Here is a 24,714-nt window from a genome sequence, read left to right as displayed (position 1 = left end):
GGTCGGGATGACAGAGCCGGGGGACGCGGCGGCGTACCACGTGCGCGCGCAGGCGGCCGCGGAGGCCGCGGAGGCCAGGCGCGCGCAGGTGCTGCTCGACGCGTTCGTCGCGCGGGTGCGCGAGCTCGGTGTGCCGAGCCAGGAGCTGACCGCGCGGCCGTGGTCGGGGTCCGGGCGCTACCGCACCGGCGTCCGCGGGTGGTACCTGCGGGCCGACAAGGCGCTCGCGGTCTCCGAGGACGGCGGCTACTACCAGCTCGTCGTCGCCCCGCAGCGCTTCGGCCGGTGGCGCCGGGTGGCCCTCGACCCCGTCCCGCCGCAACTGCAGACCGGACGCGGCGGCCGGGACGGCGAGTCGGTCGCGCTCGACCAGCTGCTGCGGCTGCGGCTGGGCTGGGACGACGTCCCGGCCGGTGCGGAGGGAACGGACGGTCCGGAAGGCTCAGAAGGCTCGGAAGGCTCGGAGGGGTCCGGGCGTTAAGGGTTCGACCGGTGTCGGTGGGGGCCCCTAGCCTCGTGCCGACCGAGACGAGCACCACCACCCACGAGCACCGGAGGACGACCTGTGGCCGCCCACCCGACCCCGACGACCGCCGAGCCGGTGAGCCCCGCCCGGGTGCGCTCGATCCTCAGCATCCTCGTCGCCGCGACCTTCGTCGTCATCCTCAACGAGACGATCATGGTCAACGCGATCCCGCGGCTGATGGCGCACTTCGCCGTCTCGGCGCGCGACGCCCAGTGGCTCTCGACAGCGTTCATGCTCTCGATGGCCGTCGTCATCCCGGTGACGGGGTGGTTCCTGCAGCGGGTCCGCACCCGGACGGTGTTCACGCTCGCCATGGGGCTGTTCCTCGCCGGCACGGCGCTCGCGACCGCGGCGTGGGCCTTCCCCGTCCTCCTGCTCGCCCGTGTCGTCCAGGCGAGCGGCACCGCGGTCATGCTGCCGCTGCTCATGACGACCCTCATGACGATCGTCGCGCCGCAGCACCGCGGCAAGGTCATGGGCAACGTCACGCTGGCCATGGCCGTCGCGCCGGCGCTCGGCCCGGCCGTGTCCGGGCTCATCCTCCAGCTCGGCTCGTGGCGCCTCGTCTTCGCCGTCACCCTGCCCGTCGCGGCCGCCATGCTCGTCGTCGGCCTGCGGCTGCTCGTCGACGTGGGGGAGCCCCGGGTCAGCCGCATCGACGCGCTCTCGGTCGCGCAGACCGCGCTGGGGTTCGGCGCCTTCGTCTACGGCCTGAGCCAGCTCGGGGCCGACGGCTCCGACGCCGGGGTGGTGCCGCCGGGGGTCGCCGTCGCGGTCGGTCTCGTCGCCCTCGGCCTCTTCGGGTGGCGGCAGGTGTCGTTGCAGCGACGCGGCGGCCCGCTGCTCGACCTGCGCACGCTGCGCTACCGCGCCTTCACCGTCCCGCTCGTCGTCATGTGCGTCTCGTTCATGGCCATGATGGGCGCGATGATCACCCTGCCGCTCTACCTGCAGAACGTGCACGGGTACGGCGTCCTGCAGACCGGGCTGATGATGATGCCGGGCGGCGTGGCGATGGGCGTCCTCGGCCCGGCGGTCGGGTCGCTCTTCGACCGGTACGGCGCGCGCCCCCTCGTCGTCCCGGGGTCGGTGGCGCTGCTGGTGGCCCTGATCGGGCTCTCCCGGGTCGACGCCCAGACCCCCGCCTGGTGGGTCGTGGGGCTGCACGTCGTCATGAGCCTCGGGCTGGCCTTCCTCTTCACCCCGCTCTTCACCGTGGGCCTGTCCGCGCTGCCCTCGTCGCTGTACTCCCACGGCAGTGCCGTCCTCGGCACGCTGCAGCAGGTCGCCGCGGCCATCGGCACCGCCGTCGTCGTCACCGTGCTGTCGGCGCGGTCGGCGAGCCTGGCCGCCGCCGGCGCGTCGCCGGTCGACGCGCTCGGCGGCGGCGTCCAGTGGGGCTTCGCGGTCGGGGCGGCGGTCAGCGTCCTCGTCGTCGCGCTCGCCGTCGTCGTGCCGGCGCGGCCGCTCGGCGGAGCGCACGGTGGCGGCCCGGCGGAGCCCGCCGCGCCGGTCGAGCCCGTGGCGCTGCAGGACGCTCCCGCCTGAGCCGCAGGGGTCGTCGGGAGGCCGTGCCGGGTCACCCTACGATCGGGACCATGTCGTCCGCTCCCGCGCTGCCCGAGCCCCTCGTCCGCGACCTCGAGCGCCGGGTCCGGTCGGCCCAGCGCGAGTGGCGGGTGCCGGGGGTGTCCGCGGGGGTGGTCCGCGAGGGCCGGCTGGTGTGGTCGACGCACGTCGGCTCGGCCCGGCTCGACCCGGCCAAGCCGGGGACCGACGACACCCAGTTCATGATCGGCTCGATCACCAAGACCTTCACCGCGCTGCTCGTCCTCATGCTGCGCGACGAGGGCAAGCTCGACCTCGACGCCCCGCTCGGCACCTGGCTGCCGCGCACGAAGCACGCCCCGGTCACGGTGCGGCAGATGCTCGCCCACGCCTCCGGTCTGCAGCGCGAGCCGGCGGGCTACCTGTGGGAGAGCCTCGAGGCGCCGGACGCCGCGCGGCTGCGCCGCGAGCTCGACGAGGCCGAGCGGGTGCTCGGGCCCCACGTCGCCTTCCACTACTCCAACCTCGCCTACGCCCTGCTCGGCCAGGTCGTCGAGGAGGTCGAGGGTCCGTGGGAGAAGGTCGTCACGCAGCGGATCCTCAAGCCGCTCGGGATGTCCCGTACCGGGCTGACGCCGGCCAAGGACCGCGCGATCGGCTACCAGGTGCACCCGTTCGCCGGGACGGCGACGCAGGAGCCGGTCTTCGACCTCAAGGCGACCGCGCCGCTGGGCGGTCTGTGGTCCACGATCGCCGACCTGGCCCGCTACGCCGCCTTCGTCGCCGACCCCGACCCGGCCGTCCTCGCCCCGGAGACCGTGGCCGAGATGTGCCGGCCGCTGATCATGGTCGACACCGACGCGTGGACGCGGGCCTACGGCCTCGGCTTCGACACCACCCGGCGCGGAGAGCGGCTGCTCGTCGGCCACGGCGGGGCCATGCCGGGCTTCCTCACCGGCCTCAAGGTCCACCGTGCCGACAAGGTCGGCGCCGTCGTGTCGGCCAACGGCTCCTCACGCGCCGAGCCGAGCACCCTCGCCGCCGACCTCGCCGTCGCCGTCCTCGACGCCCTGCCCGCCCTGCCCGAGCCGTGGGTCCCCGAGCGCCGCGACGAGGACCTCGAGGAGCTGCTCGGCATCTGGTGGAGCGAGGGCGAGGAGCTGCGGCTCGAGGTCCGCGAGGGCGACCTGTGGATGGTCGTGCCCGGCGGCGGTCCGCTCGGCGAGACCCGGTTCGTGCGCGAGTCGGACGTCGCCTTCCGGGCCGTCGAGGGCCGCGAGCGCGGCGAGCTGCTCGAGATCGTCCGCGACGAGGAGGGCGACCTGCGCAAGCTCTACTTCGCGACGTACGCCGTCACCCGCGCCCCGCTCGCGTTCGCCGACCTGTAGGACCGCTCAGGCGGTGCGGGCGCCGCCGTACGACGCCACGAGCGCGTCGGCGACCCGCTCGGCGTCGGCCTGCCCCACGTCCTCGGGATAGGGCGGGAGCAGGTCGTCCCACACGACGAGCCACGAGCCGAGCAGCTGTCGCTGTCCCTCGGGGCGGGCGAAGACCCAGGTGTGCAGGTGCGCGCTCCCGTCGCCCCACCGGGCGACGTGGGCGCGGGCGACGCCGGGCAGCGCCTCCACGTGTCGCGCGAGGTGGGTGAGCAGGACCCCGTGCTCGGCGGCGCGCTCGTCCGGCAGGTCGGCGAGGTCGTGGTGGTCACGCGTGTGCAGCATGAGCGCGAGCGGGACGCCGACGCCGCCGAGCCGGCCGAGCCTCCAGTGCTCGTCGCGCCAGATCCCGTCGTCGCGTCGCCGGCAGGACCGGCAGTCGGCCGGGTCCTCGCCGTGGCGCTCCGGCTCGGGCAGCTCGGGCGGGCGCAGCGGGCTGACCCGCAGGCCCTCGCGCTCGAACGGGCTGACGTCCCACTCGGTCATCCGCCCGACGGTCAGCCGCCCGTCGGCGTCGGCCGCGGCGAGCGCGCGGGCGTGGAAGTCCTCCGGGGTCAGCGCCATGGGGCCGGACCCTAGCGGTCAGGAGGGGAACTGACCCCGCTTGACCTGCGGCTTCGGCATCCGGGTCGGGCGCAGCTGGAACGAGCGCATGACGGTGTACATCGCCGCGCCGGTGGGGACCTTGTCGGCGCCGAACTTCGCGACCAGCTTCTTCTTCACGCGCCGCCACATGACGACCGAGTCGACGACGGCGACGGCGAGCAGGCCGTAGACGAGGACGAACGTCGTGAGCCGGGCCGCGACGGCCGGGACGAGCGAGAGCAGCAGGACGAGCAGCATGACCGGGAGGAGGATCTCGCCGACGCTCCAGCGGGCGTCGACGTAGTCGCGGATGTAGCGCCGCTCCGGACCCTTGTCGCGCGGGGGCAGGTGGGCGTCGTCGCCGGTGACCATGGCCTGTCGCTGCTTGGCGTAGGCCTCGCGTCGCTTCTCCCGGTCCACCGAGCGCGCCCGCTTGCGGTCGGTGACGACCAGCGGACGGCGGTTGAGCGCCTCCTGGTCGCGCCGCTTGGGCGTGGGTCGGTTCTTCGCCCCGGGGCGCGCGTCGGACGCCTGCTGCTGCAGGTCGTCCTGGAGGGTCTTCTTCCGGCCGAACACGGGGTCAGCCTACGGTCTCCCGTACGACGCCCCGTACGCCCGGCCACGCCCACGCGCCCGCCCGGCCCCACCCCCGGGGCCGGGCGCGCCGCGCCGGTAGGGTCGAGCCCCGTGACCGACGACGTGACCACTCGCCCGACGCACGACGTGCTGAGCCCCGCCGAGATCGCCGCCGTCAAGGAGCGCGTCACCGCGCTCATGCCGGCCGTGCGGGCCGACCTCGAGGCGCTGGTGCGCATCCCCAGCGTCTCGCTCGGCTCCTTCGACCAGGCCCACGTCGACGCGAGCGCCGAGGCCGTGGCCGCGCTGCTCGCCGCCGAGGGCCTCGACGTCGAGATCGTCCGCGAGGGCGGCCGCCCGGCCGTCATCGCCCACGCCGACGGCCCCGAGGGCTCGCCGACCGTCATGCTCTACGCCCACCACGACGTGCAGCCGCCCGGCCGCGACGAGGACTGGGCCTCGCCGCCTTTCGAGCCGACCGAGCGCGACGGGCGGCTCTACGGACGCGGCGCCGCCGACGACAAGGCCGGGGTCATGGCCCACGTCGCCGCGCTGCGCGCCCACGACGGGTCGCTGCCCGTCGGCGTCACCGTCTTCGTCGAGGGCGAGGAGGAGGTCGGCAGCGACTCCCTCCTGACCATCCTCGACAAGCACGGCGAGCGGCTGCGCGCCGACGCCATCGTGCTCGCCGACTCCGGCAACTGGGACATCGGCGAGCCGGCCCTCACGACGACCCTGCGCGGCATGATCCGCGTCGTCGTCCGGGTGACGACGCTCGACCACGGCGTCCACTCGGGCATGTTCGGCGGCGCCGTCCCCGACGCCGTGACAACGCTCATCCGGCTGCTCGCCACCCTGCACGACGAGCAGGGCGACCTCGCGGTCGCCGGTCTCAAGGCCGGCTCCGCCGCCCCGCTCGACTACGACGAGGACCGGCTGCGCGCCGAGTCCGGCCTGCTCGACGGGGTGAGCACGATCGGCACCGGCCCGATCCTCGACCGGCTGTGGACCAAGCCGTCGGCGACGACGATCGGGTTCAACGCCCCCAGCGTCGAGACCGCCTCCAACACCCTCGTCCCGACCGCCTCGGCCAAGGTGTCGATGCGGATCGCCCCGGACGAGGACCCCCAGGACGCCTACCGCCTGCTGCGCGACCACCTCGAGCGGCACGTCCCGTGGGGCGCCCGGCTCGAGGTCACCCTCGACGACGAGGGCCCCGGCTTCTCCGCCGACGCCGACGGCCCCGTCTACGACCAGGCCCGGGCCGCGTTCGCCGACGCGTGGGGCGTGCAGCCGGTCGACATCGGCGTCGGCGGCTCGATCCCGTTCGTCGCCCACTTCGCCGCGAAGTTCCCCGACGCCGGCATCCTCGTCACCGGGGTCGAGGACCCCGACAGCCGCGCCCACGGCGCCGACGAGTCGCTGCACCTCGGCGAGTTCGAGCGGGTCTGCCAGGCCGAGGCGCTGCTGCTGGCCCGGCTCGGGGCCCTCGGGACCACCCGTGGCTGAGGGGCACCCGCGCGAGCACGACGTCGTCGTCTACGGCGCCACCGGCTTCGTCGGGCGGCTGCTGGCCGCCGACCTGGCTGAGCACGCCCCCGACGGCCTCAAGGTCGCGCTCGCCGGCCGCAGCCGCGAGCGGCTCGAGGCGGTCCGGGCGGGCCTGCCCGAGCGGGCGCGGAGCTGGCCGCTCGTCGTCGCCGACGCCGGCCGCGAGGACCAGGTCGGGGCGCTGGCCCTCTCGACGCGCGTCGTCGTCACCACCGTCGGGCCCTACGCGCGCTACGGCACGCCGCTCGCCACCGCGTGCGCCCTGGCGGGCACGCACTACGCCGACCTCACCGGCGAGGTGCTCTACGTCCGCGACCTCGTCGACACCTGCCACGAGGCCGCCGTGGCCTCGGGGGCACGGATCGTCACCTCGTGCGGCTTCGACTCGGTCCCGAGCGACCTCGCCGTGTGGATGCTGCACCGCCGCGCCCGCATCGACGGGGCCGGGGGCCTGCGCGACACCACGCTGCTCGTCACCCGCCTGCGCGGCGGCTTCTCCGGCGGCACCATCGACTCGATGCGCGCCCAGCTCGAGGCCGTCGCCGAGGACCGGGAGCGCCGCCGGGTCGTCCTCGACCCGTTCGCCCTCAGCCCCGACCGCTCCGCGGAACCGCGGGGCGAGGCCGCGAAGGCGCACCGGGACCTCATGACGCCGTACCGCGACGACCGGACCGGGCAGTGGACGGCGCCGTTCGTCATGGCGCCGTACAACACCCGCATCGTGCGCCGCAGCGACGCGCTGCTGGGGCACGCCTACGGCGAGCACTTCCGCTACCGCGAGGCGATGGCCTTCGGCACCGGCACCAAGGCCCGCCTGACGGCGTACGGCGTGACCGCGGGCCTCGGCGCCACGATGGCGGCGATGGGCCACGGCGCCAGCCGCAGCCTCGTCGACCGGCTCCTGCCCGACCCGGGTGAGGGCCCCGACGAGCGGGCCCGCGCCGCCGGGCGGTTCCGGGTCGAGGCGCGCACCACGACCGACACCGGGCGGCGCTACACCGCCGTCGTCGCCGCGAAGGGCGACCCCGGCTACGCCGCGACGTCGGTCATGCTCGCCGAGTCGACCCTCGCGCTGGCCCTCGACCCGCCGGCGAGCGGCGGGGGAGTGCTGACCCCCGCGGTGGCCCTCGGGGCGACGCTCGTCGAGCGGCTGCGCACCCGCGGCTTCACGATGACGGTCGACACCGACTGACGCGAGCGCCCCACGGCGGCAGCGCCGTTCAGCCCTCGTGCGCCCCGCGGTAGACCCCGGTGCGCAGCTCGGTGGCCCACTGGGCCTGCTGCGGCATGCCGCTGGCCGCGGCGACCGCGAGCTCGGCCTCGACGTCGTACTCGACGCGACAGAAGGCGACCGAGAACGGGTCGCTCCAGGACGTCGACCCCGGCACCCCCTCGAGCAGGGCGTACGACGCGGTCTGCCCGTCCAGCGGGTTGCCGACGCTGCCGACGTTGAACAGGGTGCGGTTCTCGTCGGACTGCAGGTAGGTGCCGTGGATGTCGCCGTAGCCCACGACGTCGGGGGGCTCGAGCCCTGCCGTGGCGCCGGCGGGCACGAAGGCGGCACGGAAGTCGTCCCACGTGTGGTCGCCGTGCAACCGGTGGAAGACGTCGTCGGTGTTGGCGTGGACGAGCCGCACGAGCCGGCCGCTGAGCCGCAGGTCGTGGTGGAAGGGCAGCGCCCGCGACCAGGCCCGGTCGTCCTCGGTCAGCTCGTCGAGCCACCAGCGGGCCTCCCCGGTCGGCTCCTGCTCGAGCATGAGCAGGAAGGCCTCCCAGTTGCCGTGCACGGCCGCCTCGCACGAGGCCCGGGTGAGGGCGACGCAGGCCGAGCCGCGCGGGCCCTTGCCGACGGTGTCGCCGAGGCTGACCACCCGGGTCACCCCCCGCGCCGCGACGTCGTCGAGGACCGCCCGCAGCGCCGTGAGGTTGCCGTGGACGTCGGAGATGACGGCCAGTCGGTCAGTCACGCGAGGTGGGCCCCGGCAACGACAGCATGCGACTCAGCGCGACCCGCGCCCAGTGCGCGACGTCGGGGTCGACCTGGATCCGGTTGACCACGCGGCCCTCGACGAGCGACTCGAGCGCCCAGACCAGGTGCGGCAGGTCGATCCGGTTCATCGTCGAGCAGTAGCAGACGTTCTTCTCCAGGAAGGCGATCCGCTGCTCGGGAAACATCTGCCGGAGACGGTTCACGAGGTTGAGCTCGGTCCCGACGACCCACGACGTCCCGGCCGGGGCCGCGGCGATCGTGGCGATGATCCTCTCGGTCGAACCGATCTCGTCGGCGAGCTCGCAGACGTCGTACCGGCACTCGGGGTGGACGATGACCCGCACCCCGGGGATCTCGGCGCGCGCCTGCTCGACGGCCTCGGTGGTGAAGCGGCCGTGCACCGAGCAGTGCCCGCGCCACAGGATCATCCGGGCCGCCCGCACCTGCTCGCGGGTCAGGCCGCCCATGGGGCGGTGCGGGTCCCAGACGACGCAGTCGTCGAGCGACCCGCCGAGGTCGCGCACCCACGTGTTGCGCCCCAGGTGCTGGTCGGGCAGGAAGAGCACCTTGCCCGGGCCGTCGACGCCGCCGGTGCGCTCGAAGGCCCACCGCAGCGCCGTCGCCGCGTTGCTCGAGGTGCAGATGGTCCCCTCGTGCCGGCCGGTGAAGGCCTTGATGGCGGCCGAGGAGTTCATGTACGTCACCGGCGTCACCGACGCGAGCGCGTCCTCGCCGAGCAGCTCGGCGAGGTCGTCCCAGGCGTCCTCCACCTGCGCCGTCGCCGCCATGTCGGCCATCGAGCAGCCGGCGGCGAGGTCGGGCAGGACGACCTGCTGGTCGTCGGCGGTGAGGATGTCGGCCGACTCGGCCATGAAGTGCACCCCGCAGAAGACGACGTACGGCGCCTGCGGCCGCGCGGCCGCCTGCTGGGCCAGCTTGAAGCTGTCCCCGGTGACGTCGGCGAAGTCGATGACCTCGTCGCGCTGGTAGTGGTGGCCGAGGACGAAGACGCGGTCCCCGAGCGCCGCCTTGGCCCGCCGGGCCCGCTCGACGAGCGACGCGTCGGACGTCGGGGGCAGGTCGCCGGGGCACTCCACCCCGCGCTCCGAGGCGAGGTCGTGGCCCTGCCCGAGCGGGAGCAGGGGCAGCAGCGAGGGACGGGGCCGGGACGGTGCCGAGGTCACGCCCAGGATCGTAGGCCGTCCCAGCGGGCGTGCAGCACCGCCGCAGCCGGGGCCTGACGCGGCGCCGTACGGTCCGCGCCGTGGGTCCCCTCGCCATCGACAGCCCCCTCGTCCTCGGGCTCGCCGTCGCCCTCGCCGTCGTCGGCCTGCTCGCCGCGGCGCTGCTGTCGTCGCGCACCCGGCGCACCCTGCGCGGGTTCACGGCCCGCCTGGGGCTGCACCTGCTCGTCGCCGCCCTCGTGCTCCTCGTCGCCGGGGTCGCCCTCAACGACCAGTACGGCTTCTACGCCAGCTGGTCGGACCTGCTCGGCCGCTCGGGCGCCGTCGACCAGGCCGCCGCCGGGGCGGCGCCCGGCCAGGCGCTGCGCGACCCGGTCCCCGGCGCCACGCCCTCGGGCACCCCGACGACGGTCGACCTGCGCCGACCCGCCCTGCCCGACCCGGGCCGCCGGCGCCAGCTCTTCACCGTCCACGGGGCCGCCTCGGGCCTCACCGGCCGCGTCGCCGTCCTCCTGCCCGCGGACTACGAGCAGCCGGCGACCGCCGGGCGCTCCTACCCGGTGGTATACGCCCTCGCGGGCTACCCGGCGACGCCGACCACGTGGTTCGACTCGACGAGCATGCCGGCCATCGTCGACGGCCTCACGGCCTCCGGCACCCTGGCGCGCGCGGTCATCGCCTCCCCGCAGCTGGAGATCCCCACCGGTCGCGACACCGAGTGCGTCGACGGCGGTCACGGCCGGCCCGCCGTCGAGACCTTCCTCGCGCAGGACGTGCCGTCCTTCCTCGAGGCGCACCTGCGGCTGCGGACCGACCGGGCCTCCTGGACGACGCTGGGCTACTCGATGGGCGGCTGGTGCGCGGCCGTGCTGACGATGCGCCACCCGTCGACCTTCGGCAGCGCCCTCGTCCTCGGCGGCTACTTCCAGCCCCTCTTCGACCCGTCGTACGCGCCGTTCGCGCCGAGCAGCGCCGCCGCCGCGGGCTACGACCTCGAGGCTCTGGCGGCCACGCGCCCGCCGCCGGTCGCGATGTGGGTCTTCACGAGCCGCTCGGACGGGACGTCGTACCCCACCACCCGGCGGTTCCTCGCCGCCGCCCGGGCCCCGCTGTCGGTCACGTCGGTCGTCCAGGGCGACTCCGGGCACCGGATGTCGGTGTGGCTCGACGCGCTGCCGACGGCGCTCGCCTGGCTCGCCGCGACGGTCCCCGGGTGGGCCGGCGGCGGGTCCCCGTCACCGACGGCCGGGCCCACGTCCTCCTGACCCCGGCCCGGTCCCGGGGTGCGACGATGACGACGTGCGCGTGCTCCTCGCCCCCGACCGCTTCGCCGGCACCCTCAGCGCCACCGAGGCGGGGGAGGCGATGCGGACCGGCTGGCTCGCCGGGGCGGCCCACGACGAGGTCGACGTCCTGCCGCTGTCCGACGGGGGCGAGGGCCTGCTCGACGTGCTCACCGCCGCGCTCGGCGGGGAGCTGCTCGCCCTCACCGTCCGCGACCCCCTCGGCACCCCCGTGCCCGCCGCCGTCCTCGTCGTCGACGAGGCGCCGGGGCGGCCGCGCACGGCCTGGGTCGAGACCGCCCAGGCGCTCGGTCCGCACCTCGTGGGGGCGGGGCACCGCCGGCCCGACCTGCTCTCGTCGGCCGGGGTGGGCGACCTGCTCGCCGCCGCGGTCGACACCGGCGCCCGCCGGGTCGTCGTCGGCGTGGGGGCCAGTGCCGTGCACGACGCGGGGGCGGGCCTGCTCGCGGCGCTCGGGGCCGGTCGCCCCGAGCGGCTGGGCCGAGGCGGCCTCGCCCTCGGCGACGTGACCGCGGACGACCTCGGCGGCCTCGACGACGCCGTACGACGGCTCGCGGGCACCGAGCTGGTCCTCGCCACCGCCGCCGACCTGCCGCTGCTCGGGTTGCAGGGCACGAGCGCGACGGAGGCCGAGGAGCGGGGGGCGACCCCCGCGCAGGCGCAGGAGCTCGAGCGCGCCTTCGGGCACCTCGCCGACCTCGTGCGCCGGGCGCGGCCGGCGCGCACCGACCTGCTGACGGGCGCCGCGCTGCGACCCGAGAAGGCGCCCGGGGCCGGGGCCGGCGGCGGCGTCGGCTGGGCCCTGCACGTGCTCGGGGCGCGGTACGCCGACGGGGCCGCGCTCGTCGCCGACGAGCTCGGGCTGCCGGCCCGGGTGGCGGCCGCCGACCTCGTCGTCACGGGGGAGGGGTCGTTCGGCTGGCGCAGCCTGCGCGGGCGCGTCGTCTCGCACGTGGCGCAGGCCGCGCTCGCGGCCGGCGTGCCCTCGATCGTCCTCGCCGGCCAGGTGTCGGTCGGGCGGCGCGAGGCGATGGCCGCTGGCCTCTCGGGCACGTACGCCGTCGCCGAGCGGCCCCGCGACCTCGCCGCCACCCTCGCCGACCCCGCCCGCTCGCTCACCGTTCGCGCCGCGCGGGTCGCCGGCACCTGGTCGCCCGGGTCCTGAGCGGACACCGGGTGGGGCCGTCCCCGGGGCGACGTATCCTGCTGGGGACGGGGGAACACATCCCGTCCCCGCGAGGTTGAGCACCACGACCGACCTCCACACCCCAGACGTGAGGAACACCGCATGAGCGTCCAGGACCAGACCGCGACGAGCACCCCCGAGACCGCCACCCACGGTGTGCAGGTCACCGACGTCGCCGCCGCCAAGGTCAAGAGCCTGCTCGAGCAGGAGGGCCGCGACGACCTGCGACTGCGCGTCGGCGTCCAGCCCGGCGGCTGCTCGGGCCTGATCTACCAGCTGTACTTCGACGAGCGCACCCTCGACGGCGACCTCGTCAAGGACTACGACGGCGTCGAGGTCGTCGTCGACCGGATGTCCGCCCCCTACCTCGAGGGCGCGACCATCGACTTCGCCGACACCATCGAGAAGCAGGGCTTCACGATCGACAACCCCAACGCGGGCAGCTCCTGCGCCTGCGGCGACAGCTTCAGCTGAGTCGTACCCGGACCGTCCCGACGGGCCCGACCACCTCGCGGTGGCCGGGCCCGTCGCGCGTCTCGGGTAGGTTCACGGGGTGAAGATCGCCGTCACCGGGTCCATCGCGACCGACCACCTGATGACCTTCCGAGGTCGGTTCGCCGACTCCCTCGTCGTCGAGCAGCTGGACAAGATCTCGCTGTCCTTCCTCGCCGAGGACCTCGAGATCCGCCGCGGCGGGGTGGCGGCCAACATCGCCTTCGGGATGGCCGGTCTGGGCGCGCAGCCGCTGCTCGTGGGCGCGGTGGGCGAGGACTTCGCCGACTACCGCAGCTGGCTCGAGCGGCACGGCGTCGACTGCGCGTCGGTGCACGTCTCGGAGAGCCGGCACACGGCCCGGTTCGTGTGCACCACCGACGACGACATGGCCCAGATCGCGACGTTCTACGCCGGCGCGATGTCCGAGGCCCGCCAGATCGAGCTCGGTCCGGTCGCCGCCCGCGTCGGCGGCCTGGACCTCGTCCTCGTCGGCGCCAACGACCCGGAGGCGATGCTGCGACACACCCAGGAGTGCCGCTCGCGCGGTATCCCGTTCGTCGCCGACCCCTCGCAGCAGCTGGCCTTCGCCGACGGCGAGACGATCCGGCGGCTGGTCGACGGGGCGACGTACCTCTTCACCAACGAGTACGAGGCCCACCTCACCGAGCAGAAGACCGGCTGGACGGCCGCGGAGATCGAGGAGCGGGTCGGCACCCGCGTCATCACCCGCGGCAGCGACGGCGTGACCATCCACCGCAAGGGCGAGGACGTGCTCTCGGTGCCGGTGGCCCGCGAGGTCCGCAAGGCCGACCCGACCGGCGTCGGCGACGCCTTCCGCGCCGGGTTCCTCGTCGGCCTGGCCGGCGACCTCGACCTCGTGCGCTGCGCCGAGCTCGGCTCGATGCTCGCGACCTACGTCATCGAGACGGTCGGCACGCAGGAGTACCACCTCGGTCAGGCCGACCTGCTCGCCCGGCTCGAGGAGTCGTACGGCGCCGCGTCCGCCGCCGACATCGCGCCCGTCGTGCGCTGCCCGCGTCCCTGACGACGACCTCGTCCGCCCCGTGCCGGTCGTCCCGCCGCCGTCCCGCTGGCACTTCGACCTGACCCGCGCCCAGCCGCAGGACGACCTCGTCGGCACCGGCGCCGACCTCGAGCCCGGGACGCTGCTCGCGGCCTACGCCGGCGGGGTCTTCCCCATGGGGCTGGGGCGCCAGGGCCGCCCGCCGATGGGCTGGTGGTCGCCGGACCCGCGCGGGGTGCTGCGGCTGCCCGACCTGCGGGTGAGCCGGTCGCTGCGCAAGGCGGAGCGACGGTTCGAGGTCCGGGTGGACACCGCCTTCGGCGACGTCGTCGCCGCCTGCGCCGACCCGTCGCGGACGGGCCGGTGGATCACCCGGGAGGTCGCGGCGGCGTACGGGCGGCTGCACGCGCTCGGCTGGGCGCACAGCGTCGAGGTGTGGGAGCCGGGTGGTGCGCTCGTCGGCGGGCTGTACGGCGTCGCCGTCGGCGGGCTCTTCGCCGGCGAGTCGATGTTCCACCGCGCGACCGACGCCTCCAAGGTCGCCCTCGTGGCGCTCGTCGAGCTGCTGCGCGCCGACGGCGACCCGCGCCGGCTGGTCGACGTGCAGTGGCGCACGGACCACCTCGCGTCGCTCGGGGTCACCGAGGTGCCGCGGGGGGAGTACCTCGCGCTGCTCGCGGACGCGCTGACCGCGCCGCTGCCCGCACCCTGGCGCTGAGGGTCAGCCCCCCACCCGCACGTCGTACGCCGTCGCCCCGTCCCCCGCGTCCTGCGTCGCCACGAGGGCGTGGCCGCGCATCCGGCAGAAGGCGGGGACGTCGGTCGCGGCGGCGGGGTCGGTGGCGAGGACCCGGACGAGCGCGCCGGGGCCGAGGTCGGCGGCGGCGCGGGCCAGGCGGATGACCGGCAGCGGGCAGCGCTGGCCGCGCGCGTCGACCTCGGCGTCGGGACCCACAGCGGCGTCGGCGCTCACAGCGAGCGCGTCCCGAGGCGCTCGCGGACCGCGTCGACGACCCGGGGGAGCAGCGCGCAGAACGCGTCGACGCCCCGCTCGCGCTCGGCGTCGCCGCCGGGGAGCGTGGCGGCGAGGGGCAGGGTGACCCGGACGTTGCCGTGGGTGAGGACGCCCATCGCGACGAGGACGTGGCTGGGCTCGAGCGTCGAGGCGGTGCAGGCCGACCCGGACGCCACGGCGACGCCGGCGCGGTCGAGCTCGTCGACGAGGACCTCGCCGTCGACGAGCAGGGCGCTGAAGGTCACGACGTGGGGGAGCCGGTCGACGGGGTCGCCGACGACCTCGACGTCGGGCACGGCGGCCGCGGCGGCCCGGATCCGGTCGACGAGCGCGGCCGCGGCGGCGGCCTCCGCGGCGCGGTCGTGCTCGGCCTGCCGCCACGCCTCGGCGGCGGCGAGGACGAGGGGCAGCGACGGCTCGACGTCGGTGCGCCCGTGCTCGACGTCGGTCGGCGGACCGGGACGGCGCCACCGGGTCCGCTCCGGGACGACGAGCAGCCCCACCCCGGTGGGTCCGCCCCACGAGCGGGCGTCGCCGACGAGGACGTCGTACGCCCCGGCGGGGGGTGGCGCGTCGCGCCCGAGGCAGGCGGTGGCGTCGACGAGCAGGGGGACGCCGTACGACGCCCCCGCCGCGCGGGCCGGGGCCAGCGGCTGCCGGGTGCCGACCTCCTGGTTGGCGGCCTGCAGGGCCGCGGCGGCGGTGCCCGGGTGGGCGACGGCGGCCGCCCAGGCGGCCAGGTCGACCCGGCCCGCCCGGTCGACGGGGACCTCGGCGACGAGGTCGGGGTCGCCCGCGGCCGCGGCGTGCGCCCGGGCGGGGGCGAGCAGCGCGGAGTGCTCGACGGCGGAGAGCACGACCCGGGTCCCGGACCGGCGGCGGGCGTGCCGCAGCCCCTCGAGACCGGCGGTGAGGGCCGGTGGGCCGCCCGGGAGCAGGCTCAGCTCGGGGGGTCGGACCCCGAGACCACCGGCGAGGACCTCGCGCGCGGTGTCGAGCAGCCGGCGCGCCGTACGGCCCTCGCGGTGGCGGCGACGAGGGTCCGCCCAGCCGGCGTCGAGGGCGGCGAGCAGGGTCTCCCGGGCGGCCGGGTGGAGGGGGCCGGGCGTGGCGTCGAGGAGGACCCGCTCGGGTGACCCGTCGTGCGGGCGGTGGTCGGTCGGCGGCACCACCGAACCGTAACCGTCGCCGCGCCGCCCCCACCGACCGATGGACGAGCGAGGAAGGTACTGTGTCCGGGGTAAGAAACACGCAGTGATGTCGGAAGGTGCACCCCTTGCGTAGGCACGACGAGAAGCTCGGCCGGCCGTGGCGGCGGCTGGTCGCGGCGGGCATGGTCCTCGCGGGGCTGGTCCTCCTGGGCGGCTGCGCCAGCAGCACGGGCAGCGCCTCCAGCGGCTGGCTCCCCGAGGGGTCGAACGGCGGTCAGGTGACCTCCGAGACGGGCCGCGTGACGTCCCTGTGGATCGGGACGTGGATCGCCGCGCTCGTCGTGGGCGCCATCGTCTGGGGCCTGACCATCTACGTGATGGTGCGGTACCGGCGCAAGAAGGACGAGGTCGGCCTGCCGCCCCAGCTGCGTTACAACGTGCCGATCGAGATGCTCTACACGATCTTGCCCGTCTTCATGGTCGCGGTGCTCTTCTACTACACGGCGCGCGACGAGTCGGCGCTCATCGACGTCTCGAAGAAGCCCGACATCCAGGTCAACGTCGTGGCCAAGCAGTGGAGCTGGGACTTCAACTACGTCACGGCGAACACCTACGAGTCGGGTGTGCAGACCGAGCTGAACCCGAGCACGGGGGCCCCGGAGAACGCGATGCCGGTGCTGTACCTGCCGGTGAACAAGCGGGTCGAGTTCATCCTCAACGCGCGCGACGTCATCCACTCGTTCTGGGTGCCGGCCTTCCTCCAAAAGATGGACATGCTTCCGGGGCGGACAAACCGCTTCCAGGTCGTGCCCACCCAGGAGGGCACCTTCCAGGGCAAGTGCGCCGAGCTCTGCGGGGCGTACCACTCGCAGATGCTCTTCGTCGTCAAGGTCGTCTCCCAGAACGAGTACGACTCGCAGATGCAGAAGCTGCGCGACCTCGGCCAGTCGGGCCAGCTGCCCAACACGCTCAACCGCGAGCAGGTCAACCCCAAGGACCAGGACCTCATCCCCACCCCGAGCGGGAGCAACTGATGGCGACGACGATCCCCACCGCCCAGTACTCGACGGGTGAGCGGGTCCGCTCCCGCCCCCGGGTGCTGCCGGGCCAGACCGTGGTCAAGTGGATCACCACGACCGACCACAAGGTCATCGGCAACCTCTACTTCATCACCTCGTTCATCTGGTTCCTCGTCGGCGGGATCATGGCGCTGCTCATCCGCGCCGAGCTCGCGGCGCCGGGCCTGCAGATCGTGGACAACCCGGAGCAGTACAACCAGCTGTTCACGATGCACGGCACGATCATGCTGCTGCTCTTCGCGACGCCGCTGTTCGCCGGGTTCGCCAACGCGATCATGCCGCTGCAGATCGGCGCGCCCGACGTGGCGTTCCCGCGGCTGAACATGTTCGCCTACTGGCTGTACCTCTTCGGCGGCCTCATCGCCGGCGGCAGCCTGCTGACCCCGTCCGGGGCGGCCGCGTTCGGGTGGTTCGCCTACGCGCCGCTCTCGGACAGCACGTACAGCCCCGGTGTCGGCGGCGACCTGTGGGTCTTCGGTCTCGCGCTCGGTGGTTTCGGCACCATCCTCGGCGCCGTCAACTTCATCACGACGATCATCTGCATGCGTGCGCCGGGCATGACGATGTTCCGGATGCCGCTGTTCACCTGGACGGTGCTCATCACGTCCCTGCTGGTGATCATCGCCTTCCCGGTGCTCGCGGCGGCGCTGTTCGCGCTCGGCGCGGACCGGCGGTTCGGGGCACACGTCTTCGAGCCGGAGTCCGGTGGGGTGATGCTCTGGCAGCACCTGTTCTGGTTCTTCGGCCACCCCGAGGTCTACATCATCGCGCTGCCGTTCTTCGGGATCATCTCCGAGGTCATCCCGGTCTTCTCGCGCAAGCCGCTCTTCGGCTACAAGACGCTGGTCTTCGCGACCATCGCGATCGCGGCGCTCTCGGTGTCGGTGTGGGCCCACCACATGTACGTCACCGGCCAGGTGCTGCTGCCGTTCTTCGCGATCATGACGATGCTCATCGCGGTCCCGACGGGCGTGAAGTTCTTCAACTGGATCGGCACGATGTGGGGCGGGTCGCTGACCTTCGAGACCCCGATCGTCTGGGCCATCGGCTTCATCGTCACGTTCCTCTTCGGCGGGCTGACCGGCGTCATCCTGTCCTCGCCGGCGCTGGACTTCCATCTGTCCGACTCGTACTTCGTCGTCGCGCACTTCCACTACACGGTGTTCGGCACGGTCGTGTTCGCGATGTTCTCCGGCTTCTACTTCTGGTGGCCGAAGCTCACCGGGCGGATGCTCGACGAGAAGCTGGGCAAGCTGCACTTCTGGATGCTCTTCATCGGCTTCCACACGACGTTCCTCGTGCAGCACCTGCTCGGCATCGACGGCATGGCCCGCCGGTACGCCGACTACATGCCGCAGGAGGGGTTCCAGGCCCTCAACATCGTCTCCACCGTGGGCGCCTTCGTCCTCGGCGCGTCGACGCTGCCCTTCCTCTACAACGTGTGGAAGACGTGGCGGTACGCCCCGATGGTCGAGACCGACGACCCCTGGGGGTACGGCGGCTCGCTGGAGTGGGCCACCTCGTGCCCGCCGCCGCGGCACAACTTCGACACCATGCCCCGGATCCGGTCCGAGCGCCCCGCGTTCGACCTGCACCACCCCGAGCACGCCCCGGTGGACGGGCCCGCGCCCGACCCCGGCACGCTGATCTCGGTCATGGGGGCGGCCGACCTCGGTGAGGAGAACGTGACCCGATGAAGGTCGAGTACAAGATGTTCCTGTACCTGGGCATCTTCTTCATCCCGCTGGGCCCGATCTACTACTTCTGGGAGCACGCGTACGGCGGCGACGACCTCGTCGGCTTCATCGCGCTGATCCTCACGGCCCTGCTGTCGCTGCTCATCTACTTCTACCTGCGGGTGACCGCGCGGCAGTTCTCCGACCGTCCCGAGGACAACCCGGCCGGAGAGATCGCCGACCACGAGGGCGACTACGGCTTCTTCACCCCGTATTCGTGGTGGCCGCTGTGGCTCGGCCTGTCGGCCGCGGTCATCTTCCTCGGCCTCGCCGTGGGCTGGTGGATCGTCATCATCGGCATGGGTATCGGCATCGTGTCGATCTGCGGCTGGACCTTCGAGCACTTCAAGGGCGAGTACGCGAACTGACGCGACACCTGCCCGCACGACGGCGCCCGCCCCCTCGAGGGGGCGGGCGCCGTCCGCGTCGTCCAGGCCCTCGCGTCCGCACGGCGCAGGCACCGGTGCCACGGCGGTGCGGACGTACGACGCCCCCGACGCCGTTCGCCGTCACCGGCGGCTGTGCGTCACGGGTGACCCAGGGTCGACCTCACAGGCAGCTGCGAGCCGCGCCATCGCCTGGTCGAGGTCGACCTCGACCTCCAGCGCGTAGTACGCCTCGTCGAGCGCGGAGAAAGCCTCGTCGTCCATGTGGTCGATGAGGCGGTCCTGACGACGCGATCGATCACCTGGGTCCTCGAGGTCGAGGATCTCCACAGCGCGACGAAGGAGCGCCTCCAGCTTCGGAACACCTGCGCACCGTGCAGCATCGATCGCGTCGATGACGAGGTCGCCGGACGAGTTGACGAAGTACTGGTGTAACCCGCCGTTGTTGACCTCGGCGCGTGCCGCGGCGAGAGCCACCAGCCGTCGTTCGTCGGGGGTCAGCCGTGAACCGTCACGCTGAGACAGACGCTCGTACACCGCCCAGGGGTCACCCGTCATGGCCGCAGAGGCTATCGCCAGGGTGCTCCGTCGCGAGTAGACGGTGGCTCAGGCGGCCGTCAGCCCCAGCCGAGCTCGTGCAGGCGGTCGTCGTCGATGCCGAAGTGGTGGGCGACCTCGTGGACGACGGTGACGGCGATCTCGTCGAGCAGCTCGTCCCGCGTCGTGCACATCCGCTGCAGAGGCCCCTGGTAGACGGTAATCCGGTCGGGCATGGAGCCGGCGTCCCACCAGGAGTCGCGCGCGGTGAGCGGCGTGCCCTCGTACAGGCCGAGCAGCTCGGGGTCGTCCGACGACGGCTCGTCCTCGACGAGGACGGCGACGTTGCGCATGAGCCGCGCCAGCTCGTCGGGGATGAGGTCGAGGGCGTCGCCCACCGCGTCCTCGAACTCGGCGTCGCTGAGGCGCAGGTGATCCACCGGGCCACTCTCGCACGCGGGGATCGGGCCGGGTCCGGACGGGCACCCTGACGGTCCTAGGCTCGCGGGGTGAGCGAGACGAGTGCGCGCGCCGCCGACGACCTGCCCGACCTCAGCGACCTCGTGCAGGGGGTGGACCCGGGTCTCCCGGACGCCGACCTCGCCGTCGCGCTCGTGCAGCGGGCCGGACGGCTCGCGGCGGACCTGCGGGCGGGCGGCCTGGAGGCCGAGCGCAAGACGTCGGTCTCCGACATCGTCACGGCCGCCGACCGCGCGGCGGAGGCCTTCGTCACGCGCGCCCTGGCCCGTGCCCGGCCGGACGACGGGCTCGTGGGGGAGGAGGGGGCCTCGCGCGCCAGCCGCTCCGGCCGCACGTGGGTCGTCGACCCCGTGGACGGGACGTACAACTTCTACTCCGGCGCCGGCTACTGGTGCAGCGCCCTGGCCCTGCGCGGGGCCGACGGGGCGGCCGTCCTGGGGGCCGTGCACCAGCCGGTGTCAGGAGAGACCTGGCTGGGTGGTCCCGACCTGCCCACGACGCTCGACGGGCGGCCGGTGGACCGGGTCGAGGACCGGCCCGCCGCGCACTGCGGATTCGGCACCTACCTGCACCCGACGGCGATCCACCGGGACGACCTGCGTGAGCCGTGGTTGGCCATGACCTCGCGGGTGGCCACCGTGCGCATGCTCGGCTCGTCGTCGGTCGACCTGGCCTCGGTGGCGACCGGCCGCCTCGGGGTGTGGGCGCAGCACTCCGTCCTCGACTGGGACTGGTATCCCGGCCACGCCCTCGTCCTCGGTGCCGGTGGTCGCACGCACGTCCTGGAGCACCGTGGCCGCCGCTGGCACCTCGCCGGCTCCCCGACGGCCGTGGAGGAGCTCAGCGCCGCCCTGACGTCGTCCTGACCCGCCGGCAGCGTCCGAGATCCTGGCGGCGGGGACAGCCGCCGTCTCGGACGCTGGCCAGGTCGTGGCGTCGTACGTCCGAGGAGTCGGCGGCTGCGGCTACCACGTTCTCTGACGTCCGGGTGTCCTGCGTCGGCACCGGTGCCTCGGAAGCGCGGGCGCAGCGGTGGTGGGTGAGGCGGGACGTCCGCAGCAATGGGACACCAGTGGCCCACCGATGCGGACGCTGCGCGTGGACGGGGACGCGGGAAGGCCCCGGGGTCCGTGAGGACTCCGGGGCCTTCCCGAGGCTGCTCAGCAGGCGATCAGAGGTTCTCCTCGCGCTGCCGCTTGACGACCTCGCGCTCGCTGGCCGGGAGCGCCTCGCGCTCCGGCTCGGCGCTCGGCAGGGCCTCGTGCTCGCCGTGGGCGTGCGCGGCGGCCAGCTCGGCCGGCGTGACGGGCTGGACCACGTCCTTGAAGTAGAAGTGGGACAGCTTGGCGCGCAGGCGGTCCTTGCGCGCCGCCGGGCTGGCGACGCCGTTGCCGTCGGTGCCGGACTCGAGGGCGAGCGGGTGGACGGCGTCGTGCTGGACGAGGGTCCAGCGCTCGAACGGGTCCAGCTCGTCGTGCTTCTCGAAGAACCGGCCCTCGGGGGTGCGGATGATCGTGCCGCTCTCCCGACCGTGCAGGACCGTCTCGCGGTCGTGGCGCTGCAGGCTGAGGCAGATCCGCTTGGTCACCCAGAAGGCGAGCGGCGGCACCACGAGCAGGCTGACCCGGAAGATGTTGGTCAGGTCGTTGATCGACAGGTGCAGCTTGATCGCCATGAGGTCGTTGCCGGAGGCGAAGAAGAGGATGAGGTAGAAGCTGATCGCCATGACGCCGAGACCCGTGCGGGTCGGGGCGTTGCGCGGGCGGTCGAGGAGGTGGTGCTCGCGCTGGTCACCGGTGACCCACGACTCGATGAAGGGGTACGCGCCCGCGATGCCGAACAGCACCGGGATGAGCAGGATGGCGCCGACGAAGACGTTCATGCTCCACGTGCGGTCGAAGGCCACGAACTCGAACCACCCCGGGATGAGGCGCAGGGCGCCGTCAGCGAAGCCCATGTACCAGTCCGGCTGGGAGCCGGCGGTGACGGGGGAGGGGTCGTACGGGCCGTAGGCCCAGATCGGGTTGATCGTCACCAGCGCGGCGATGAGCGCGATGACCCCGAAGACCATGAAGAAGAAGCCACCGGCCTTGGCCATGTAGACCGGCATGAGCGGGTAGCCCACGACGTTGTTCTGCGTCCGGCCAGGCCCCGGGTACTGCGTGTGCTTGTGGATGAGCACGAGCAGGATGTGGGCGGTGAACAGACCGACGAGGATCGCCGGCAGCAGCAGGATGTGGACGGAGTACAGGCGCGGGATGATCGCCTCGCCGGGGAACGGTCCGTCGAAGACCATGTAGGCGATGTAGCTGCCCACGATCGGGATCGACTGCATGAACCCCTCGGCGGCCCGCAGGCCGGTGCCGGAGAGCAGGTCGTCCGGAAGGGAGTAGCCGGCGAAGCCCTCGATGAGGGAGAGCATCGACAGGATCGTGCCGATGACCCAGTTGATCTCGCGCGGCTTGCGGAACGCCCCGGTGAAGAACACCCGGAACATGTGCACGGTCACCGCGACGATGAACATGAGCGCGGCCCAGTGGTGGATCTGCCGGATGAGCAGACCACCGCGGATGTCGAACGAGATGTCGAGCGTCGAGCGGTAGGCGTCGGAGACGGTCACCCCCTGCAGCGGCAGGTACGACCCGTCGTACACGACCTGACCCGCGCTCGGCACGTACCAGAAGGTGAGGAAGGTGCCGGACAGCAGGCAGATGATCATCGAGTACATCGCGATCTCGCCCAGCATGAACGACCAGTGGTCGGGGAAGACCTTCTTGAGCAGGAAGGCGCCCAGCTTGGCGGCTCCCGTGCGGTCGTCCAGCCAACCGGCGACCCCTCCGGCCTTGCGCGCACCGTCGCTGACGACGGTGTCGCTCGGGCCCTGGTCGCCCTCGCGCAGCGACGCTGCGGTCCGCGGGTCTGCTGTGGTGGTCATCAGCGCTCCCAGAAACTCGGTCCGACGGGCTCCTGGAAGCCCTGCGGGGCGACGAGGTAGCCCTCGTCGTCGACGGTGATCTTCAGCTGCGGCAGCGGCCTCTTGGCCGGACCGAAGATGACGTTCATGTCGTTGGTGGCGTCGAACGTCGACTGGTGGCACGGGCAGAGCAGGTGGTGCGTCTGCTGCTCGTACAGACCCACGGGGCAGCCCACGTGGGTGCAGATCTTGGAGTAGGCGATGATGCCCTGGTAGCCCCAGGACTGGGACTTGTCGCCGGCGTGGCCGGGCATGAACTGCGACGGGTCGAGACGCATGAGCAGGACCGCGGCCTTGCCCTTGTCCTCGAGCACGTGCTCGGAGTCCTTGATGTTCTCCGGGAGGATGTGGAACACCGAGCCGATCGTGACGTCCTCGGCCTTGACCGGCGTCCCCTCGGGGTCGCGGACCAGGCGCATCGGCTTCTGGGCGGTGGCGGCGTCCCACAGCGTGGAGCGCAGCCCCGACAGGGCCGTCGTCGGGTTGCCGAGCGAGCCGGCGACCTGGACGACGAAGGGGAGGGCGAACAGCCCCAGCGCCCCACTCATCGAGGCCTTGATGAGCGGGCGACGGCCCAGCTGGGCCTTCTCCCCGCCCTCGAGGACGATGCCGACGGCCTTGTCGCGGGTCGCGTCGTCGGAGCGCTGGACGTGCCGCTCCTCGACGATCTCGGTGTCGGGCATGAGCGTCTTGGCCCAGTGCACGGCGCCGGCGCCGATGAGGAAGAGGGACAGGCCCATCGTCACGCCGAGGCTGACGTTGAGGGCGTTGGCCTTGCCGATGCCCGGAAGGTAGATCGAGGCGGTCCGGTCGATGGCGAAGTAGGCCACGATGAAGAGCAGGGTGGCCAGCATCGACAGGCCGAACATCGTGGCGACCTGGCGCTCGGCGCGCTTGGCGCCACCCTCGCTGTCGTCGGACAGGCGGTGGACGTGCGGCGGCAGACCGGGGTTCTCGAAACGCTCCGGAAGACCGCCGGTGCCCTCGTGGTGGCCCTCGTCCAGGCGCACGACGTCGGTGGACGCGTCGCTGGTGCTGTGTTCGTTCATGAAGTGCTCGATCCCGTCGAGTCGTTGCCTACCAGTGTGCCAAAAGGTGCGGCCCAGGGCAGCCGCAGGAGCGCGGTGGTCTTCGTCACCGGCGCGGGGACGGTGCTCACGCCGCCTTCTGGCCGAGCCAGAACGCGCAGCCGAGCATGATGCCGAGGCCGAAGACCCAGATGAACAGGCCCTCGGACACCGGACCTAGGTTGCCCAGGTCCATGCCGCCGACCTTCTGCTCCTCCTGCGTGGCCTGCAGGTAGGCGATGATGTCGTTCTTGTTCTCCGGGGAGATGTTGGCGTCGTTGAAGACCGGCATCGACTGCGGGCCCGTGACCATCGCCTCGTAGATGTACTTGCCCTCGACGCCCTTGAGCGACGGCGCGTACTTGCCGCGGGTCAAGGCACCGCCGGACCCGGCGTAGTTGTGGCACATCGCGCAGTTGACCCGGAAGAGCTCGCCACCGCGGGCGACGTCCGCGTTCTGCCCCTCGGTGTACTCCGAGTTCGGGACGGCTGGGCCGGGGGCCAGGGAGGCGACGTACGCCGCCATGTCCTGGATCTCCTCCTGCGAGAACTTGACGTTGTCGTTGCGCTGGGCCTGGACGTTGGGTCCGGCGAGCGGCATGCGGCCGGTGCCGACCTGGAAGTCGACCGACGCGGCGCCGACGCCGACGAGCGTCGGTCCGGCGCTCGAGCCCTGCGCGTTCATGCCGTGGCAGGTGGCGCAGTTGGCCAGGAACAGGGCCTTGCCCTTGCTCAGGTCGCCGGCGGCGACGACGGAGGCGTCGGCCTGACGGGGGGCGAGCAGCGAGTAGGCACCGCCGACGGCGACGAGGCCGAGCAGCAGGAGGATGGCGATCGCGGCGGGGTGGCGGCGACGGGCGGCCAGAGCGTTCACGAGTCGGTCC

General features: G+C 73.4%; 25 protein-coding genes. 14 read left to right on the top strand and 11 right to left on the bottom strand.

Annotated features, from left to right (window positions below; translation table 11 throughout):
* Positions 1-7: 7 nt before the first annotated feature.
* The 3 genes from FB458_RS18925 to FB458_RS18915 all read left to right on the top strand — a co-directional run bounded on the left by FB458_RS18925 (position 8) and on the right by FB458_RS18915 (position 3,462).
* Complete coding sequence (locus tag FB458_RS18925) at positions 8-481, top strand: hypothetical protein (protein ID WP_141849864.1); 474 nt, start codon at positions 8-10, stop codon at positions 479-481.
* A gap of 84 nt (positions 482-565) precedes the next feature.
* Positions 566-2,074, top strand: a complete 1,509-nt coding sequence (locus FB458_RS18920; protein ID WP_211356094.1) for a DHA2 family efflux MFS transporter permease subunit — start codon at positions 566-568, stop codon at positions 2,072-2,074.
* A 50-nt stretch (positions 2,075-2,124) separates the two neighbouring features.
* Positions 2,125-3,462, top strand: a complete 1,338-nt coding sequence (locus FB458_RS18915; protein WP_141849863.1) for a serine hydrolase domain-containing protein — start codon at positions 2,125-2,127, stop codon at positions 3,460-3,462.
* 6 nt (positions 3,463-3,468) lie between these two features.
* On the opposite strand, the gene FB458_RS18910 is transcribed toward FB458_RS18915, so the two are convergent.
* A complete protein-coding gene (locus FB458_RS18910; RefSeq protein ID WP_141849862.1) occupies positions 3,469-4,074 on the bottom strand; it encodes a hypothetical protein in 606 nt (201 codons plus the stop codon).
* A gap of 18 nt (positions 4,075-4,092) precedes the next feature.
* Entirely contained in the window at positions 4,093-4,671 is a 579-nt protein-coding gene (locus tag FB458_RS18905) for a DUF3043 domain-containing protein (protein ID WP_141849861.1), read from the bottom strand.
* Between the two features lie 111 nt (positions 4,672-4,782).
* Between FB458_RS18905 and FB458_RS18900 the strand changes: the two genes are divergently transcribed.
* On the top strand, positions 4,783-6,180 hold the full coding sequence (locus FB458_RS18900; protein WP_281286116.1) for a dipeptidase: 1,398 nt from the start codon (positions 4,783-4,785) through the stop codon (positions 6,178-6,180).
* Positions 6,173-7,414, top strand: coding sequence for a saccharopine dehydrogenase family protein (locus FB458_RS18895; RefSeq protein ID WP_141849860.1), 1,242 nt, complete (start codon positions 6,173-6,175; stop codon positions 7,412-7,414). The genes FB458_RS18900 and FB458_RS18895 overlap by 8 nt, the downstream gene beginning before the upstream one ends.
* 28 nt (positions 7,415-7,442) lie before the next feature.
* Here FB458_RS18895 and FB458_RS18890 read toward each other — a convergent pair whose 3' ends face one another.
* Together FB458_RS18890 and nadA are read right to left on the bottom strand one after the other, a co-directional pair.
* On the bottom strand, positions 7,443-8,189 hold the full coding sequence (locus FB458_RS18890; protein WP_141849859.1) for a metallophosphoesterase family protein: 747 nt from the start codon (positions 8,187-8,189) through the stop codon (positions 7,443-7,445).
* Positions 8,182-9,396 (bottom strand): quinolinate synthase NadA, encoded by a 1,215-nt coding sequence (gene nadA / locus FB458_RS18885; protein ID WP_141849858.1) that lies wholly within the window; start codon positions 9,394-9,396, stop codon positions 8,182-8,184. The genes FB458_RS18890 and nadA overlap by 8 nt, the downstream gene beginning before the upstream one ends.
* 80 nt (positions 9,397-9,476) lie before the next feature.
* On the opposite strand from nadA, the gene FB458_RS18880 reads away from it, so the two are divergent.
* The 5 genes from FB458_RS18880 (at position 9,477) to aat (ending at position 14,123) form a co-directional block, all read left to right on the top strand.
* Positions 9,477-10,661, top strand: coding sequence for an alpha/beta hydrolase (locus FB458_RS18880; protein ID WP_141849857.1), 1,185 nt, complete (start codon positions 9,477-9,479; stop codon positions 10,659-10,661).
* A gap of 34 nt (positions 10,662-10,695) precedes the next feature.
* Positions 10,696-11,865, top strand: coding sequence for a glycerate kinase family protein (locus FB458_RS18875; RefSeq protein WP_141849856.1), 1,170 nt, complete (start codon positions 10,696-10,698; stop codon positions 11,863-11,865).
* 123 nt (positions 11,866-11,988) lie between these two features.
* Positions 11,989-12,360, top strand: a complete 372-nt coding sequence (gene erpA, locus FB458_RS18870) for an iron-sulfur cluster insertion protein ErpA (protein ID WP_141849855.1) — start codon at positions 11,989-11,991, stop codon at positions 12,358-12,360.
* A 79-nt stretch (positions 12,361-12,439) separates the two neighbouring features.
* Positions 12,440-13,426: a carbohydrate kinase family protein gene (locus FB458_RS18865; RefSeq protein WP_141849854.1), complete on the top strand. Its 987-nt coding sequence runs from the start codon at positions 12,440-12,442 to the stop codon at positions 13,424-13,426.
* 19 nt (positions 13,427-13,445) lie between these two features.
* Positions 13,446-14,123, top strand: coding sequence for a leucyl/phenylalanyl-tRNA--protein transferase (gene aat, locus FB458_RS18860; RefSeq protein WP_141849853.1), 678 nt, complete (start codon positions 13,446-13,448; stop codon positions 14,121-14,123).
* Between the two features lie 3 nt (positions 14,124-14,126).
* Here the strand turns inward: aat and FB458_RS18855 are convergent, their stop codons facing one another.
* Together FB458_RS18855 and FB458_RS18850 are read right to left on the bottom strand one after the other, a co-directional pair.
* Positions 14,127-14,378 (bottom strand): sulfurtransferase TusA family protein, encoded by a 252-nt coding sequence (locus FB458_RS18855; protein ID WP_246061379.1) that lies wholly within the window; start codon positions 14,376-14,378, stop codon positions 14,127-14,129.
* Positions 14,375-15,589, bottom strand: coding sequence for an aminotransferase class V-fold PLP-dependent enzyme (locus FB458_RS18850; protein WP_141849852.1), 1,215 nt, complete (start codon positions 15,587-15,589; stop codon positions 14,375-14,377). Before FB458_RS18850 ends, FB458_RS18855 begins: the two co-directional genes overlap by 4 nt.
* Before the next feature lie 98 nt (positions 15,590-15,687).
* Between FB458_RS18850 and ctaC the strand changes: the two genes are divergently transcribed.
* The 3 genes from ctaC to ctaF are packed head-to-tail and all read left to right on the top strand — an operon-like array spanning position 15,688 to position 18,754.
* The gene (gene ctaC / locus FB458_RS18845) at positions 15,688-16,605 is read left to right on the top strand and encodes an aa3-type cytochrome oxidase subunit II (protein ID WP_425460860.1); all 918 of its coding nucleotides are present in this window, start codon (positions 15,688-15,690) and stop codon (positions 16,603-16,605) included.
* On the top strand, positions 16,605-18,347 hold the full coding sequence (gene ctaD, locus FB458_RS18840) for an aa3-type cytochrome oxidase subunit I (RefSeq protein WP_141849851.1): 1,743 nt from the start codon (positions 16,605-16,607) through the stop codon (positions 18,345-18,347). The genes ctaC and ctaD overlap by 1 nt, the downstream gene beginning before the upstream one ends.
* On the top strand, positions 18,344-18,754 hold the full coding sequence (gene ctaF, locus FB458_RS18835) for an aa3-type cytochrome oxidase subunit IV (protein ID WP_141849850.1): 411 nt from the start codon (positions 18,344-18,346) through the stop codon (positions 18,752-18,754). The genes ctaD and ctaF overlap by 4 nt, the downstream gene beginning before the upstream one ends.
* 141 nt (positions 18,755-18,895) lie before the next feature.
* Here the strand turns inward: ctaF and FB458_RS18830 are convergent, their stop codons facing one another.
* Complete coding sequence (locus FB458_RS18830) at positions 18,896-19,330, bottom strand: DMP19 family protein (protein WP_141849849.1); 435 nt, start codon at positions 19,328-19,330, stop codon at positions 18,896-18,898.
* Between the two features lie 59 nt (positions 19,331-19,389).
* On the bottom strand, positions 19,390-19,749 hold the full coding sequence (locus FB458_RS18825) for a metallopeptidase family protein (protein WP_425460859.1): 360 nt from the start codon (positions 19,747-19,749) through the stop codon (positions 19,390-19,392).
* Positions 19,750-19,818: 69 nt separating this feature from the next.
* On the opposite strand from FB458_RS18825, the gene FB458_RS18820 reads away from it, so the two are divergent.
* Complete coding sequence (locus tag FB458_RS18820; RefSeq protein ID WP_141849848.1) at positions 19,819-20,655, top strand: inositol monophosphatase family protein; 837 nt, start codon at positions 19,819-19,821, stop codon at positions 20,653-20,655.
* Positions 20,656-20,960: 305 nt separating this feature from the next.
* Here FB458_RS18820 and qcrB read toward each other — a convergent pair whose 3' ends face one another.
* The 3 genes from qcrB to qcrC all read right to left on the bottom strand — a co-directional run bounded on the left by qcrB (position 20,961) and on the right by qcrC (position 24,704).
* A complete protein-coding gene (gene qcrB / locus FB458_RS18815; protein WP_141849847.1) occupies positions 20,961-22,724 on the bottom strand; it encodes a cytochrome bc1 complex cytochrome b subunit in 1,764 nt (587 codons plus the stop codon).
* Positions 22,724-23,812: a cytochrome bc1 complex Rieske iron-sulfur subunit gene (gene qcrA / locus FB458_RS18810; protein ID WP_141849846.1), complete on the bottom strand. Its 1,089-nt coding sequence runs from the start codon at positions 23,810-23,812 to the stop codon at positions 22,724-22,726. The genes qcrB and qcrA overlap by 1 nt, the downstream gene beginning before the upstream one ends.
* Positions 23,813-23,918: 106 nt before the next feature.
* Positions 23,919-24,704: a cytochrome bc1 complex diheme cytochrome c subunit gene (qcrC, locus tag FB458_RS18805; protein ID WP_141849845.1), complete on the bottom strand. Its 786-nt coding sequence runs from the start codon at positions 24,702-24,704 to the stop codon at positions 23,919-23,921.
* Positions 24,705-24,714: the final 10 nt, after the last annotated feature.

It is taken from the genome of Lapillicoccus jejuensis (assembly GCF_006715055.1).
Classification (GTDB): domain Bacteria; phylum Actinomycetota; class Actinomycetes; order Actinomycetales; family Dermatophilaceae; genus Lapillicoccus; species Lapillicoccus jejuensis.
This window is presented reverse-complemented; position numbering and strand designations above follow the sequence as displayed.

Excerpts from the sequence above, each read along its gene's own strand:
- FB458_RS18925 (WP_141849864.1), top strand. The coding sequence starts at position 8 with ATGACAGAGCCGGGGGACGCGGCGGCGTACCACGTGCGCGCGCAGGCG.
- FB458_RS18915 (WP_141849863.1), top strand. The coding sequence starts at position 2,125 with ATGTCGTCCGCTCCCGCGCTGCCCGAGCCCCTCGTCCGCGACCTCGAG.
- FB458_RS18910 (WP_141849862.1), bottom strand. The coding sequence starts at position 4,074 with ATGGCGCTGACCCCGGAGGACTTCCACGCCCGCGCGCTCGCCGCGGCC.
- erpA (WP_141849855.1), top strand. The coding sequence starts at position 11,989 with ATGAGCGTCCAGGACCAGACCGCGACGAGCACCCCCGAGACCGCCACC.
- ctaD (WP_141849851.1), top strand. The coding sequence starts at position 16,605 with ATGGCGACGACGATCCCCACCGCCCAGTACTCGACGGGTGAGCGGGTC.
- ctaF (WP_141849850.1), top strand. The coding sequence starts at position 18,344 with ATGAAGGTCGAGTACAAGATGTTCCTGTACCTGGGCATCTTCTTCATC.
- FB458_RS18830 (WP_141849849.1), bottom strand. The coding sequence starts at position 19,330 with ATGACGGGTGACCCCTGGGCGGTGTACGAGCGTCTGTCTCAGCGTGAC.
- qcrB (WP_141849847.1), bottom strand. The coding sequence starts at position 22,724 with ATGACCACCACAGCAGACCCGCGGACCGCAGCGTCGCTGCGCGAGGGC.
- qcrA (WP_141849846.1), bottom strand. The coding sequence starts at position 23,812 with ATGAACGAACACAGCACCAGCGACGCGTCCACCGACGTCGTGCGCCTG.